Source organism: Mycoplasmopsis pullorum, assembly GCF_001900245.1.
Taxonomy (GTDB): Bacteria; Bacillota_I; Bacilli_A; order Mycoplasmatales; family Metamycoplasmataceae; genus Mycoplasmopsis; species Mycoplasmopsis pullorum.
On record NZ_CP017813.1, the window covers coordinates 113947 to 130270 of the forward strand.

Annotated in this window: 14 protein-coding genes and 1 tRNA gene; 11 read left to right on the top strand and 4 right to left on the bottom strand. The window is 28.1% G+C overall.

Features of this window, described 5'->3' with window-relative positions; genetic code table 4:
• Nucleotides 1-99: 99 nt before the first annotated feature.
• Nucleotides 100-175: transfer RNA gene (locus BLA55_RS00395), tRNA-Lys, on the top strand.
• Between the two features lie 99 nt (nt 176-274).
• On the opposite strand, the gene rpmB is transcribed toward BLA55_RS00395, so the two are convergent.
• The 4 genes from rpmB to BLA55_RS00415 all read right to left on the bottom strand — a co-directional run bounded on the left by rpmB (nt 275) and on the right by BLA55_RS00415 (nt 3187).
• Complete coding sequence (rpmB, locus tag BLA55_RS00400) at nt 275-466, bottom strand: 50S ribosomal protein L28 (RefSeq protein WP_073372160.1); 192 nt, start codon at nt 464-466, stop codon at nt 275-277.
• 109 nt (nt 467-575) lie between these two features.
• Complete coding sequence (locus BLA55_RS00405; protein WP_073372161.1) at nt 576-1442, bottom strand: energy-coupling factor transporter transmembrane component T family protein; 867 nt, start codon at nt 1440-1442, stop codon at nt 576-578.
• Nucleotides 1443-2399 carry an energy-coupling factor transporter ATPase gene (locus BLA55_RS00410; protein WP_073372162.1) on the bottom strand — a complete coding sequence of 319 codons (957 nt, stop codon included), beginning with the start codon at nt 2397-2399 and terminating at the stop codon, nt 1443-1445.
• Nucleotides 2390-3187, bottom strand: a complete 798-nt coding sequence (locus tag BLA55_RS00415; RefSeq protein WP_073372163.1) for an energy-coupling factor transporter ATPase — start codon at nt 3185-3187, stop codon at nt 2390-2392. Before BLA55_RS00415 ends, BLA55_RS00410 begins: the two co-directional genes overlap by 10 nt.
• A 65-nt stretch (nt 3188-3252) precedes the next feature.
• Between BLA55_RS00415 and ligA the strand changes: the two genes are divergently transcribed.
• From ligA to BLA55_RS00465, 10 genes are all read left to right on the top strand, one after another.
• A complete protein-coding gene (ligA, locus tag BLA55_RS00420; RefSeq protein ID WP_073372164.1) occupies nt 3253-5250 on the top strand; it encodes an NAD-dependent DNA ligase LigA in 1998 nt (665 codons plus the stop codon).
• Between the two features lie 148 nt (nt 5251-5398).
• Nucleotides 5399-7282, top strand: a complete 1884-nt coding sequence (locus BLA55_RS04245) for an McrB family protein (RefSeq protein ID WP_157089893.1) — start codon at nt 5399-5401, stop codon at nt 7280-7282.
• The gene (locus BLA55_RS00430; protein WP_073372165.1) at nt 7282-8559 is read left to right on the top strand and encodes an LlaJI family restriction endonuclease; all 1278 of its coding nucleotides are present in this window, start codon (nt 7282-7284) and stop codon (nt 8557-8559) included. The genes BLA55_RS04245 and BLA55_RS00430 overlap by 1 nt, the downstream gene beginning before the upstream one ends.
• A gap of 228 nt (nt 8560-8787) precedes the next feature.
• Nucleotides 8788-10476, top strand: a complete 1689-nt coding sequence (locus tag BLA55_RS00435; RefSeq protein WP_073372166.1) for an IS1634 family transposase — start codon at nt 8788-8790, stop codon at nt 10474-10476.
• A 64-nt stretch (nt 10477-10540) separates the two neighbouring features.
• On the top strand, nt 10541-10711 hold the full coding sequence (locus BLA55_RS04250; protein WP_167542421.1) for a helix-hairpin-helix domain-containing protein: 171 nt from the start codon (nt 10541-10543) through the stop codon (nt 10709-10711).
• Nucleotides 10705-10923: a BRCT domain-containing protein gene (locus BLA55_RS00445; protein WP_073372167.1), complete on the top strand. Its 219-nt coding sequence runs from the start codon at nt 10705-10707 to the stop codon at nt 10921-10923. Before BLA55_RS04250 ends, BLA55_RS00445 begins: the two co-directional genes overlap by 7 nt.
• A 155-nt stretch (nt 10924-11078) precedes the next feature.
• Nucleotides 11079-12413 (top strand): YitT family protein, encoded by a 1335-nt coding sequence (locus BLA55_RS00450; RefSeq protein WP_073372168.1) that lies wholly within the window; start codon nt 11079-11081, stop codon nt 12411-12413.
• 429 nt (nt 12414-12842) lie between these two features.
• Nucleotides 12843-13994 carry a type 2 glycerol-3-phosphate oxidase gene (gene glpO / locus BLA55_RS00455; protein WP_073372169.1) on the top strand — a complete coding sequence of 384 codons (1152 nt, stop codon included), beginning with the start codon at nt 12843-12845 and terminating at the stop codon, nt 13992-13994.
• 13 nt (nt 13995-14007) lie between these two features.
• On the top strand, nt 14008-15537 hold the full coding sequence (gene glpK, locus BLA55_RS00460; RefSeq protein ID WP_073372170.1) for a glycerol kinase GlpK: 1530 nt from the start codon (nt 14008-14010) through the stop codon (nt 15535-15537).
• Nucleotides 15537-16304 (top strand): MIP/aquaporin family protein, encoded by a 768-nt coding sequence (locus BLA55_RS00465; protein ID WP_073372171.1) that lies wholly within the window; start codon nt 15537-15539, stop codon nt 16302-16304. Before glpK ends, BLA55_RS00465 begins: the two co-directional genes overlap by 1 nt.
• Nucleotides 16305-16324 lie beyond the last annotated feature (20 nt).

Sequence of the window (16324 nt, forward strand, 5' to 3'; positions counted from 1 at the left end):
ATTTTAATTCAAATAAATTATATATTACCAAAAACCTTTAAGAATTAATCTTAATTAAACATTTTTGTATTATAGTGTTATAATATAAGAAATTAAGTTGCGTTGTTAGCTCAGTCGGTAGAGCAGCTGGCTCTTAACCAGCGGGTCACAGGTTCGAACCCTGCACAACGTACCATATCTAGTCTTCGCGACTAGTTTTTTTTTTTTTTTTTTGACAAAAAGCAATAAAAAAACACCAAAATGGTGTCTTAAATTGATCAATTTTGAATAAATATTAAATTAAATTTTTGCTTTTTAATGTTTTGATTGTTTTGGCACTAACTCTTAAAGTTTTAACACCTGAAGCTGTTTTAACTCTAACTTTTTGTAAGTTGACATTAAATTTTCTTCTTGAAGCGTTCATAGCGTGTGAACGTGTGTTTCCAAATTGAGGTCCTTTACCAGTAATCATATCTTTTCTTGCCATAGGATCTCCTTTCATTTAATTAGCTAATTTTATGACTATTAAAATAGTGCTTTTGTATTATACTATAAAATATTTTTTATCCAAATATTCAAATAACTATTTAATTGATTTAAACAATTTTAAAATAATAGGTGTATCAATTAGGTAAATAGTCAAATGCATTAACATGATTAATAATAATAAATGAAGTTAATAGAATCAATCATAATAATACTAAAGCATCTCCTAAACCAAATTGCAATTTACGATAACGAGTTCTTTTTTTGTATGGATTATATCCTCGTGTTTCCATTGCGTTTGATAAATCTTCAGCTTTGGAAAAACTGGATACGAATAAAGGGATTATTAAGGTAGTGAATGCAACAACTTTTTCTTTAATTTTTCCATTTTTAAAGTCCACACCACGTGATGTTTGAGCTTTGACGATTCTGTTAGCTTCATCTAATAATGTCGGAATAAAACGCAAGGAGATTGAAATAATCATAGCGATAATATGAACTGGAACAAAAAATAATTTTAAAGGTAAAAGTAAATCCTCGATTGCCTTGGTTAACAAAATTGGTTTAGTTGTATTTGTTAATAAAGTTGTCACCATAATCATAATATAGATTCTTAAAAACAAAGTAATTGTCTTATTTATAGCTTCATAAGTAATATAAATATCTTTTTGTTTTCAAATTGGAATCGCTCAATCTTTATAAGAACTATCATTATATTTAAGCGAATAAACATTAATAATAAAAATAAAAAATGTTATAAATAAAGGAAATTTAACAGAATTAATTAATGGTGAAATTCGTTTTGTTGAAATAACATATGTAATTACTAAAGGTAACAAAATTAATAAAGTATCAATGAAATATGACGAAATAAATGTTAAAACAATGTAATTGATTGTTAGAATAATCTTAATTCTTGGATCAAGCTTGTGTACATAACTATCACCAGGGATATAACGTCCAAAAACACTTTTCATCTATTTTTGCTCCTTTCTTGAATTTAAAAAATCAGCTAATTCATCAAGTGAACGAACTTTCGGAACATTAATTCCATTAGCTTCAATTTTATCGATGAATTGGAATAATTTTGGAGGTTGTAAATGATTATCAAACAAGAATTTACTATCTCTTAAAACATCATAAGTGTCACCATCTTTAACAATGGTTCCATTTTGAAATACTAAAACACGTTTTGAATGTTTTAAAATATTATCCAAATCATGAGATACGTTAATAATAGTCGTTCCACGATCATGCATTTTGCTAAAAATATCCAAAATTTCTCGAATTCCAACAGGATCTAATCCGGCAGTTGGTTCATCAACAATTAAAACATCCGGTTCCATTGCTAAAATTCCTGCAATTGCGACTCTTCTCTTTTGTCCACCAGAGAGTTCAAACGGACTTCTTTCTAAATAAGATTCATCCATTCCGACTATTTTAAGATATTCCCTTGCACGTTCAAAAGCTTCTTCTTTTGGCACACCAAAAATCATTGGACCAAAAGCAATATCTTCCTTGATTGTATTTTTAAAAAGTTGATATTCGGCAAATTGAAAAACAACACCAATTTTTTTTCTTAATAATTTAACCTTTTTAACCTTACGAGATTTAGTTTTGTAGTCGATTAAAATATGTTCATGTTCTTGAATTTGTTTGTTTTTGTTTGCAAAATTAAAGAAAGATTTCTTTGAATTCGCTTGTGATTTTATTTGTTCAATATCATTATCAAAAAATCAACTAATTTGACCTTCTTTTGGAAAAAGTAAAGCGTTTAAGTGTTGCACAAAAGTTGTTTTACCTGAACCTGTTTGACCGATTATTCCGATATATTCTCCTTGATTAATTTCAACATTAACATTATTTAATGAGTGAAATTCTAAAGGAGTTTTTTCATTAAAGATTTGACCTAATTTTTCAACTTTTATTTGCATATTTGATTAATTAACTCGCTTTCATCGTATGTAGGTTCTATTCCGTTTAACTTTTGGCTTAATTTATAAATAAAAGGTGAATCGATTTTAGCAATTTCGATAATTTCTTTATTGTTCAAAATTTCTTTTGGAGAACCCTTGGCAATTAACTTACCATCAGCAAAAACTAAACAATAATCTGCTAAAATTGCTTCATCCATATCGTGTGTGATTGAAATTAGAGTTTTTTGACGTGTACTTTGTAGATCTTTAATGATTGAAAGAACTTTTTCCTTTCCGACTGGATCCAACATTGATGTAACTTCGTCAAAAATCATAACTTTAGGATCTAAAGCTAAAACACTAGCGATGGCCACACGTTGTTTTTGTCCACCAGAAAGTCGATCAGGTTCACGATTAAGATATTTTTCCATTCCGACTTCGAGACTGTATTTTTTAACAATTTCAGCCATTTTTTCCTGTGGTACACATCTATTTTCAAGTCCAAAAGCAATATCATCTTCAACAGAAGCACCAATAAATTGGTTATCAGGATTTTGGAAAATAATCCCGATTTTATTACGAACGTGAACTAAATTTTCTTTACTGTATTGAATTCCGTCAATTCAAATTTTTCCACTTTGAGGTTTTGCTAAACCGACTAAAATTTTTGATAATGTACTTTTACCAGAACCATTATGTCCCAGAATGGCCACATACTGTCCATCTTCAATTTCAAAAGAAACATTTTCTAGGGCTGGTTTAAAATTTTCTCTATATCTAAAAGTAATGTTTTCCAATTTAATCATATGAAATAAATTATATTGATTAATTCAATTTTTTAAATAAATATAATTGCTATAATCATTTTATTATGAACAACAAAGTTAAAGAACAAGCAAAATTAGAAATCGAAAAATTAAAAAATCAAATCCAAATTTGAAACCATGAATACTACAATTTAGATAATCCCAGTGTTTCAGATGCTGAGTATGATAAAGCATATAATAAACTTTTAGAATTAGAAAAAAACTATCCGGAGTTTGTTACTCAAGACTCTCCGACTCAAATTATTGGTGGAATGGCAAATAATAAATTTACCAAATACGAACACCAAAAACCAATGTTATCATTAGCAAAAGCCTATACTGTAGAAGAATTAGACAAATTTTATGATAATTTGGTCAAAGTCGTACCAAATGAAGAACTTTTATTTTCACTAGAGTATAAGGTTGATGGACTTTCGATCGCACTTCATTATATCAATGGTAAATTAATTCGAGCAGTCACAAGAGGGGATGGTCAAATTGGTGAAGATGTCACCGAAAATATTTATCAAATTAAATCAATTCCAAAAGTAATAGATTATTTAGAACCAATCGAAATCCGTGGTGAAGTCTTTCTTTATAAAAGTGACTTTGAAAGAATCAATCAAAATTTAGAACAACAAGATAAGAAAACATTCGCTAACCCCCGTAATGCGGCCAGTGGGACACTACGTCAATTAGATCCTAAGATTGTTCGTTCACGTAATTTGAATTCATTTTTATACGAGATTGTTGATCCTTTAAAACATAATTTAAGCACACAAAAAGAAGTTTTAAGTTTCTTAAAAAGACATAATTTTCCAACTCAAAAATACAGTAAATTCGTTTCGGATGTATCTGAAATCATGTCAGAAATTGAAAAATTTGCAGAAATCAAAAATCAAATTGAATATGATGTTGACGGTTTTGTGATTAAACTCAATGCAATCAATTATTACAATAAATTAGGTGTTACAAGTAAATTTCCTAGATATGCAATCGCTTTTAAATTGGATTCGGAGTTTGCTATTTCAAAAATTAAGGAAATCAACGCAACTGTTGGTCGTACCGGTAAAATCACATATGTATGTAAAATTGAACCTGTTTACTTGAATCAAACAAACGTTGAAAACGCAACATTGCATAATTACAACTTTATTAGTGAAATGCAAATCAACGTTGGGGACGATGTAAAAATTATTAAAGCTGGTGAAATTATCCCCAAAGTTATCGAATTAGTTCAAAAAAACAGTTCAAGCATCTTTGAAAAAACTCTTAATTGTCCTAGCTGTAATTCCTTACTAGCATATTTAGATGAAAATGTAGATCAATACTGTTTAAACGAAGAATGTGACGAGAAAAAGATCCGTTCACTAATTCATTTTGTCTCGCGTGATGCATTGAACATTATGAGTCTAGGTGATAAAAATATTAATGTATTTTATGAAAAAGGCTTTATTAAAAATTTTGTAGATATTTTTAATTTAAAAACGCATAAAAATTCAATTCTCGAATTAAGTTCTTTCAAAGAAAAAAAGACTGACAAAATTTTAGACAATATTGAAAGTGTGCGTAAAACTAAGTTTTATCGTTTGCTTTTTGGATTAGGAATCAAACACATTGGTTTAAGAGCAAGTAAATTAATCGCTCAAGAGTTAAAAACAATTGATAATCTTTTAAATAATAATTTACAAAATTTAATTCACATTAAAGATTTAGGTGAAAAAAGTGTTTGATCATTAATTGAATACGTTAATAAAGAAAAAAACCGTGAGATGTTAATCGAATTAAATCAAATAATTGAATTTGAAGAATCTAACGTTGCTAAAACAGATCTTTTATCAAATTTAACTTTTGTAATTACAGGTACTTTATCAAAACCACGTGATTATTTTAAGGATTTAATTGAACAAAATGGTGGTAAAGTTTCTTCATCAGTATCAAAAAATACAAATTATTTACTAGCTGGTGCTGAAGCTGGTTCGAAATTAGAAAAAGCAAATCAATTAGGTGTTTCAGTTTTAAACGAATCTGAATTTAATGATTTATTAAAATCAACTAATTAGTCTATTTTATAGTCAAAAAAGGAAATAAAAATAACTGAAAAACTTATTAAAAATAAAAATTTTATAGGAAATTAATCCTGATAAAAATTAAATAAAGAGACAAAAATAGCTTTTTGAATCTTGATTCATAAAAATTGAAAGGTACAAAATGAGCAACAATAAAAAAGTAAATGACAACACTAAAATAAAAGAGTTTTTAGCTCAAAAATCTAATATAAAAGAATATATAAATGACAAAATAAGTACAGAAGAGAAAAAAACTATAGAATCATTTTATAACCAAATTCAGTCAGATTTTAAACCTGAAATTTTAGAACAAATATCAAGTGAAGATTTAATTTATATACTTTTTGATCAAACTGGTAGTACTAATAAAAATTTAATGCGTTTATTAGAATTCTATGGTTCAGAAAAAGAAAGGTCAGGTTATAAAGTAGAAGATATTAATAAATTTCTGGGTTCTATAAAAGGAGGTGATGCTTTTTCTAAATTTCCTTTGCAAATAACAAAAAATAAAGATAAAGACGAAGATATTTTCATGCATAAAAATGAAGTAACAAAAACAGAAGCTGTTCAGATTGCAAATGATGTTCGATTATTTCTTAAGAAAGTTTATGAAAAAATTAACAATATTAAGAATTATGATATTGATAATTTAAACAACATTAATGAATACATTGAATTTGTAAAGCAAATTTACAATTCTATAAAAGAAGATGAATCTTGAGAATTTCAGGAACATCAATGGCCATATAATCTATTTGATAAAGTTTGATTTAGAAAATATCTCCACGTTATGTTTCCTGAAATATTTTCTCCATATTACAATGAAGACTGACAAAAAAAGGTTTTAGATATTCTCTTTGGTGATGAAGCGAATAAATGACAAGAGAGATTGAATAAAAAAGAAATAAGTTTTTTGGTTAACTCAATATTAATAACCAAAAAAATCGAAAGTGAATTTAATTTAAAAAATTATGAATTTATTCATCTTATATCTAGTCTTGATGATGAAAAAGAGAAAAATGATTTAAATAAAAAGAGTAAAGAGAATATGACACAAACTAAAGAAAATAAAAATAACACAAACCAAAAAGGTATTAATATCATCTACTATGGTGTGCCTGGTGTTGGTAAATCATACAAAGTTAAAAAAGAATATGATTTAGATAACAAAGATAAGCAAGTTAGTTTTGAAAGAGTTGTTTTTCATCCGGAATATAGCTATGGAGATTTTGTAGGTCAAATCAAACCTTATATTAAAGAAGAAAATGGAAATCACTTAATTACATATAAATTTGAATCTGGTCCTTTTACTAAAATTCTAGAAAAAGCAATTAATGATCGAGAAAATCACCACTACTTAATTATTGAAGAAATTAATCGCGGAAATGCACATTCTATTTTTGGTGATCTTTTCCAACTTTTAGACAGAGATGAAAGTGGAGAAAGTGAATATGAAATAACTAATGCAGATATTTCTAAGGAAGTGTATGGTGACACATCTCACAAGATTAAAATACCTTCCAATCTTACTATTATCGCTACAATGAACACTTCTGATCAAAATGTTTATGCTCTAGATACTGCCTTTCAAAGACGTTGAGAAATGAAACATATTTCTAATGAATTTACAAATAAGGAAGAAGAGCTTAAAAATTCTGAAATATTAGGTACAAATATTTCTTGAGGAATTTTTCTAGAAGTAATTAATGATCACATTTTAAATAATTCAAACCATATGAGCTCTTTAGAAGACAAAAGAATTGGTAAATATTTTATAAACAAAAATGATTTTGATGAAAGAAGAATTGATTACTTTGCTCATAAAGTTCTGAAATATTTATGAGATGATGCTTTTAAATTAAACAGAGAAAGTGTGTTTAAAGAAGAATTTAAGAGCTTAGATTCAGTTATAAAGAAATTTATAAAGAGCAAAGGTAATGAAAGATTTAAAAGCATTTTCGATAAAAAAATCAATGACGATTTTGAAAAAAGAAGATCAAGTTCTGAATCAAATAACAATAAATAATGAGTCAAGATACAACAAATCAAAAAGAACTTGAAATTCAAGTAGTAAATAGTAATGAATTAAATGGTTTTGTAGGTCTATTAAAAAAAGATAACACTCTCACAGTTTCATTTCCTATTGGTTACAATCTTAAAGACATAAATTCAAAAGGTAAAGAGTCTAAAATAATAGAAATTAAAAAGTTGCTAAAATGTCTTAAATTTCTGAATAAAGCTCAAGAACAAACACTTTCCAAAGATCAAGAAAATTCATCTAAAAATTCATTTTTTCCATTAAGTTCTTTTTTATATGTTTTAGAACAATTTTTGATAAGCAACAAGAAATATTTACATGAAGAAGAAATTATCATTACACATTCTAATGGTGGAAAAATTGATTTTAAAAAGACAATTCAAATTGAAAAACCAGTTATTTCTGGTAACAATTTAATCTATTTAAATCTTTTGCACCGAAAAAACGTCCAAAATCATGATGAGTTAATTACAAAGATTCATAAATATTGTGTTTATGAAGCGATTAAAAACCTTGGTTGATTTTACAATGTTTCTTTATCAGTTATAGAAAAACCTAATGTGAAATTTCACAACTCTTTATTCAAATATTGCTTGCGACAAAAGCTTTCTAAAACACAAAAAGATAATGAAATTGTTTTATTAAAATGTATGCTTAATATAATCGAAAACTATGATGAAGAAACCAAATCTAACTGAGTTTATGGAACAAAAGAATTTGAATACATTTGAGAAAGAATGATTCAAAGTGCTTTCGATAATTATGAAGAATCCACAAAAGAGGAATTAAAGCCCAGAGCACTTTGAAAAATAGAAAAACCTGAAGAAAAACGAGAAAAAGCAAGCTCTTTAATACCTGATTCGATAATGTTTTGCGATGATAAGTTATATATTTTAGATGCAAAGTACTACAAATATGGAATTGATCCAAGTAAAGGATCCGATACTCTTCCGCAAACAAGTGATATTGTCAAGCAAATAGCTTATGCGGAATATATTCGCCACAAAAAGAAGTTAGATGTTAAAAATGTTTTTAATGCTTTTTTAATTCCTTTTGATTCGGAAAATGAATGCTTTAATTCAAACAAGAATTTCTTTTATATAGGAAAATCAGGTATAAAAGATTTTGGAAGTTCTAAACCTTATGAGCAAGTTCACGCAATTTTAATTGATATAAAATGATTGATTGAAAATTATGACAAAACAGATGATTCCACAAGAAATAATTTAGCTAATTTAATTCAATCAAAGACAATAATTAAATAATAAAAAGAGCAAGATGTATTTGTATCTTGCTTTTATTTTATAGTGTTAAATTAATTGAATTATTAAGGTCTATTTTAGATTTATTCACTTATTTTATAGGCATTAACGGTATGAAGAAAGCTCAAGATTTTCCTGAGTTTGAAAGTTGGAAGCTCTTTTTATACATTTTACCTTATTACTTATATAATAGTGTATAAGTACATTTTTTAATTATTTTAACTTTTTACAATGATTACAATGATATTAATGTATAATATAAGTATGAGTAACTACATTCTGTATAAAAGAAAAAACCCAAAAGAGATTTACATTGCATTAGGAATATCAAAAGGATACGGTAAAGGAATTGGGAATTTAGTTGGATTAGGTTATTGAGAAGAAATTAAAGAAAAATATTCTCTACAAAACATCGATGATTTAAAACCAATTGCTAGATTGGTTCCTGTTGGAGAAGATAAAATTGAAGTTAAAACCAAATTTTTCCAATTACTTAACCCGACATCTGTCGAAACAAATGTAAAAAACGTTGGTATTGAATTGATTTATAAAGTAATTAAAGAACTAGATTTATTTAAAGGATTACCGAAAACCAAACACAAATCTTTAGAAGAAGTATTGGAATTTATTGTTGCAACAAGAATAATTCAACCAAGAAGTTATATTTGTCAATACAAAAACAAAAATGACTTTTTACATGAGATAAATATAAAAAAATCTTCAATTTATAACTATTTTGATACTTTTTTAGAATATAAAAATGCAATTTTAGTCAATATTTATAACAAAATGCAAGAATTGACAACTAGAAACACAAAATTAATGCATTTTGATAATACAACTGTTTATTTTCAAAGTTTTTCAAGAGATGGTTTGAGACAAAGAGATTTTTCTAAAGATGGAAAGTATGATGAAGATCAAATTGTTGTAGCTATGGTAATTGATAATAATGGCATTCCTTTTCACTATAAAGTTTTCGAAGGAAATACCGCAGATTCTAAAACTCTTGTGAAATTTTTAGTCGAAATGCAAAAAATTTACAAAACAAAAGACACAATAATAGTTGTCGATAAAGGTATTAGTCAAAATGCAAATTTAAGATATTTAGAACAAAAAGGATATAAATATATAGTTAAGAAACATATTGATATTCTTGGAAAAGAAGATAAAGAATTTATAGTAAATGATCAAGGTTTTGTTCAAGAAAATGATTATTTTACTAAATCTAGATTGGTCCAATCTGTTTGAGCTAAAAACAAAAATAAAAAAAGATATAGCGATAGCTTTAGAAAACAATTTGTCTATTTTAGCCCTTCAAAACAACCTTTAGACAAAATAAAAAGAGAAAATCTTATTAATAAATTGGAGAAAAAGTCTATTAATGGTGAATTGCCATTAAGTGCTTTGGTTCCTGAATATAAGAAAAAGTATATGGATGTAGATGGTAAAACAGTTGAAAGATTAAATATCGAAAAAATTAAAAAAGTCGCTAATGAAGATGGTTTTTATATGATTGAAACAAACATAACAAACATAGATTCAAAAGAAGCGAACGAAATATATAAGGGACAATGAAAAGCGGAAGAAGGTTTCAGAACCTTAAAATCAGCAATCGAAGTTAGACCGATGTACGTTTATAAAGACGAACATATTCAATCTCATGTATTTTTATGCTTTTTGTCCCTAATTGTTTTGAAATATTGCATTTATAAATTAAAGAAATTTTATAAAGATAATGGAGAGATCCAAAAACTCACAATGAATATGTTTATAGATTCATTGAAACTTATAACAATCACAAGAAAGACTGTGAATGGTAAAGTTATAAGTGAAATCAAGAATAATTTAGACCCAGAACATAGGGAATTAAACAAAATATATAGTGATTTTCAATGTGTGGTTCATGGTCTATCATTGTAATTTAAAAGCGCAAAAAACGAATACGTCTTATTTGTTGGTGTATTCGTTTTTTCTTAATTACAAATTGGAAACACAGGTTGGTTTAAGAACAAGTAAATTAATCGCTCAAGAATTAAAAACAATTGAAAATCTTTTAAATAATGATTTACAAAATTTAATTCACATTAAAGATTTAGGTGAAAAAAGTGTTTGATCATTAATTGAATACGTTAATAAAGAAACCGTGAGATGTTAATCGAATTAAATCAAATAATAGAATTTGAAGAATCTAATGTTGCTAAAACAGATCTTTTATCAAATTTAACTTTTGTAATTACAGGTACTTTATCAAAACCACGTGATTATTTTAAGGATTTAATTGAACAAAATGGTGGTAAAGTCTCTTCATCAGTATCAAAAAATACAAATTATTTACTAGCTGGTGCTGAAGCTGGTTCGAAATTATAAAAAGCAAATCAATTAGGTGTTGCAGTTTTAAGCGAATCTGAATTTAATGATTTACTAAAATCAACTAATTAGTCTATTTTATAGTCAAAAAAGGAAAGAAAAATAACTAAAAAAATTGTTTTAAATACAAAATTAAAAATGTTATTATTATTAGTATGAAAAATTTGTCAAATAATGAACTTGAAAACAAAAATGAACAAAACACCGAAAACCAAGAATGTCAACAAAACATGCAAAAGATTAGTAAAAACACTAATTTATTAAGAAAAATTTTAAATTTCAAGAATTTGCATGCAACTAATAAATCAAATCAATATCTTAAACCGGCTAATTCATTTATTCAAAGCGATGAAGAAATTATCCGTAAGGCGAACCTAATCAACTACAAGATGGGTATTTATTTAATCAATAATGACAATGAAAAAATGACTTTACCGATCATTTGAAAGGTATATTGAAAAAGAGTTTTAATAATTTTCTTAGCCGCATTAATTTTTAACTTTGGTGCTCAAGTATTTTTAATTAAAGCTTCAACTGTCCCTTCTGGTTTGACTGGGATACCTACATTGATTCAATTATTAATTCCGAAAACTAAACCTTATTTTGCGGTCATTTATTTAGCTGTTAATATTCCGTTGTTTCTATTTTTTGGATTTCATATAAAGAAGAGTTTTACGGTTTTAACTATTTTATTTATGTTATTCCAAATTATTACTAACTTTTTCTTTACTTGACAACCAATTGAAGATAAATTAATTCACTGAATCGATTTTGTTCCTAATTGAGAACATAATATTGATCAAGCAATAAATGCAGGTAGCGTTTTTAATGAACAAATTCTTAAGGAAACTCAAGTAATTCGTGTAATTAATCCCGAAACCTGACCAATTTTAGTATATTGTGGTATTGGTGCTTTATTTATCGGTTCTGGTGTTGCACTTACCTGAAAAGCAGGTGGTTCAACCGGAGGGACTGATATTGTTGTTTATTATTTCTCAACAAAAAGTAAACGCAATGTAGCAGGTGTAATGACGATTGTTTCATTTGCTACTGCAGCTACATTCTTAATCATTTATGGTTTTTTAAGTCCAAACGTTTACGTTGATAATCAAGAAAATGTCTACACATCAAAATACATTTATTTTGGAATGCGTGAATTATCAACTTTCTTTTACATTTTAGTTAATAACTTAGTTCTTGGAATCATCTATCCAAAATATAAAAAAGTCAAATTATCTATTTCTTGTGCGGATCCAGCAAACGTACTTGCTTATTTCAAATTAATCAATTACTGACATGGATACCAAGTGACTACATTAAAAAGTGGTTATACTGGAAAAGATGTTTACAAAGTTGAAACTGTAATGCTTCTTTTAGAAACTAAAAACATTATCGAAGATCTTAAAAAAGTTGATTCAACTTTATTTATTTCTATTACTCCAGTTGAGCGAGTAATTGGTAACTTCAACACTCAATATGTAGATCAATAATATTCTCCACACTTTTGTGTGGAGTTTTTATTTTTTCTTGAATGTCCCCAGTCGGTACGATTGAAATTTAAACTTAAGTGTTCATTGACTTGATTGTCCCTTACTGGGAAAATTTCAAATGGTCAAAAACCTCCTAAAATAATGTTTTTATATAGTGTAATGTTTCCACATTTCATACCACACTGATGTTTTGATGCGTGAAATGTGGTACGTTTCCATATTGAAAAAATATAATAAAAAAATTTATAAAAATTAAAAAGTGCATTTTCATATTAAAAAACAGGGAAAAATTACATTTTTGTCTTATTATGACATTTTATAGCTGTTTTTTGTTATTTTTTTCACTTCAACTCTCGCTTTTAATATGCTTTAATTAAATCGTCCAAAAGAAATGAAATGGACAAGTGTTAATATTGAAAAGGAGAGTACATGAAAAAATATGATGTAGCTATAATCGGAGCTGGGATTATTGGTGGATCAATAGCTTATGAATTATCTCGTTATAAGTTAGATTTAGTAATAATTGAAAAAAATCCAAAAGTAGCAAATGAAACGTCATTAGGTAACTCAGGGTTGATTCACGGTGGTTTTGATCCTGAACCACACAAAATTGAAGCAAAACTTAATTTAGAAGGTAACATTAAATGACAAACAGATTGATTTAAACATTTAAAGTTTCCTAGAGTAAAAATTGATTCTTTAATTTTAGCGTTTAATGATGAAGAAATGAAACATGTACATATGTTATACGACCGTGGATTAATTAACAAATTAGATCCTAAAGATTTAAAAGTTTTAACAGGTGAAGAAGTTCTTAAAAAAGAACCGAACGTAAATCCAGAAGTGGTTGGAGCATTATTGTGTACATCTTCAGTTGCAATTCATCCAGTAGAAGCAACTAAAGCTTTAATCGGTGCCGCAAAACAAAATGGTACAGAATTACGTGTTTCTTCTGAAGTAACCAAAATTGAATATTTAGAAGCTGAAAAGTTATTCGAAATTACAATTAATAATTCAGAAAAAATTTACGCTAAAAAAGTTGTTGATGCGGCGGGACACTATGCAGATAAAATTGCAAATGATAATGGATTTGATGACTTTAAACAAACAACACGTCGTGGAGAATATCGTATTTTGGACAACTATGATCCTAATTTAATTCATTCAGTACTTTTTAAAGTACCTACAATTCATGGAAAAGGAGTGATTGTAGCTCCTACTTTAGATGGAAAATATTTAGTTGGACCAACTGCTGAAGAAGGGGTTGCTAAAGAAGATACTAGATTAGTAACTAGAGAAAAATATGATTATATTGGTCAAATTGGTACCAAAATTGTTCCATCACTTAAATTAGATCGTACAATTATGACTTTATCCGGATCACGTCCAATTGATGTTGAAACAAACGACTTTGTTATTAGAAAAAGTAAAAATAATCCAAACTTTATTTTAGCTGCTGGAATGCAATCACCTGCTTTATCATCTGCACCAGCAATCGCATCAGAAATTGCAAAATTATTAGACTGTAAATTAGAAGAAAAAGAAGATTTCAAACCAGATTACGAAATTGACGTATTTTAAAAAGGATGTATAAATGAACAAAAAATATTTAATTACATTAGACGAAGGTACTACTTCTTGTCGTACAATTGTATTTGATTCAAATGCACAAATTGTAGCTACTGCTCAAAATGAGTTCACTCAGTATTATCCACAGAGTGGTTGAGTAGAACATGATGCACTTGAAATTTGAAATACACAGCTTTCAACTATGCAATCAGCAAAGAACAAAGCAGGCATTAAATCGAATGATATTGTTGGTTTAGGAATTACAAACCAGAGAGAAACAGTTGTTTTATGGAATAAGGAAACTGGATTACCAGTTTATAATGCGATTGTTTGACAAGACCGTAGAACAAGTGAATATTGTGATACATTAAACGAACACATTGATTTAGTCCGTGAAAAAACTGGGTTAATCATTAATCCTTACTTTTCAGGAACTAAAATTAGATGAATTCTAAAAAATGTACCACTTGCACAAAAAACATTAGAAGAAGGTAAATTATTAGCAGGAACAATCGATACTTGATTGATTTGAAAATTAACAAATGGTAAAGTGCATGCGACTGATGTGTCGAATGCTTCACGTACACTTTTATTTAATATTAATACACTTGAATGAGATGATGAGTTATTGGAATTATTCGAAATTCCTCGTTCAATTTTGCCTGAAGTAAAATCATCTTCAGAAATTTATGGATATGTTGAACCAAAACACTGATCATTAAGAGCTAATGGTCAAGTCCCAATTGCTGGAGTAGCTGGGGACCAACAAGCTGCTTTATTTGGTCAATTGTGCGACAAACCAGGGATGGTAAAAAATACCTATGGTACAGGATGTTTTACCTTGATGAACATTGGTGAAAAACCAATTCTTTCAAAAAATAAACTATTAACAACTGTTGCTTGAAAACTTGGTAAAGACAAAGTTGTTTACGCACTTGAAGGATCTGTTTTCATCGCTGGGGCAGCGATTCAATGAATCCGGGACGGTTTAAGATTAATTTATAACTCAGCCGAATCAGATTTCTATGCTTATTTAGCTGAAAAAGAAAACACACATAATGTGTACTTAGTACCATCATTCACTGGTCTAGGTGCACCTTATTGAGATAGTTACTCACGTGGTGCGATCTTCGGATTAGAACGTGGTACAAAAAAAGAACACATTGTTAAAGCAACTTTAGAATCAATTGCTTTCCAATCAAATGACTTATTAAAAGCGATGGCGAGCGATTTAGGTAAAAGAGTTGAAGTGTTAAAAGTAGATGGAGGGGCAAGTAATTCAAACTATTTAATGCAATTCCAATCATCAATTTCAAATACTAAAGTTGTTCGTCCAGAAAACACAGAAACAACTGCTTTAGGAGCTACTTTCTTAGCTGGACTAGCAACTGGATATTGAAAAGATTTAGATGAAATTAAAAAGAATACGATTATTAATCGTGAATTCGAGCCTCAAATGGATGTAAAAGAAGTTGAAAAATTAACTCATGGATGAGATGTTGCGGTTTCAAGAACATTAAACTGAGTTAAAGATGTTGAATTAGGAGATAAATAATGTCTGACATGGTCAAGATTTTAATTGGTGAACTTTTAGGTACGTTCGCTTTGGTATTATTAGGTAACGGTGTAGTAGCAAGTGTTAAGTTTAAAAACATGTTTGCTGCAAACACACGTCCAAACTGAGTTTTAATTACATTAGCATGAGGTTTTGCAGTTTTTGTTGGTGTAATTATTGCTAACGCATTCTCTACAGGTGCACACTTAAATCCAGCTGTAACTGTATTTTTAACAATCAAAGGACTTAAAGGTACAGATGCTGCTGCCGCAGTGATTTTAAAAGGTGTTGTGTACATTGTTGCTCAATTTATCGGTGCTGCATTAGCACAAGTAACATTGAACTTTTTAAATTGACAACACATTAAAGAAAATGATGCAGAATTATTAAAAGGATCAAGCTGTACAGGTCCTGCACACAGAAAAGCATTTGCACAAAACTTTGGATACGAATTTATCGGTACTGTAGTACTTTTAGCTTCCATTTTAGCTTTTGCTTTTGGTAGCAACAGATTAGATGCATTAGGACCAATTCCAGTTACATTTGTAGTTATGGCTATTGGTATGTCGTTAGGTTCTGTAACAGGTTACGCAATTAACCCTGCTCGTGACTTAGCACCAAGACTTGTTTACTTTGCTACAACTAAATTATTCAAAAAACAAATTAAAAATCCTGTTAGTCCAGATTTCGCATACGGATTATCAGTTCCTGTAGCAGCTCCTTTATTCGCTGGTGTTGTGATGGGATTAGTGAGTTTTGCAGTTTAAATAATAGCAAAATAATCAAT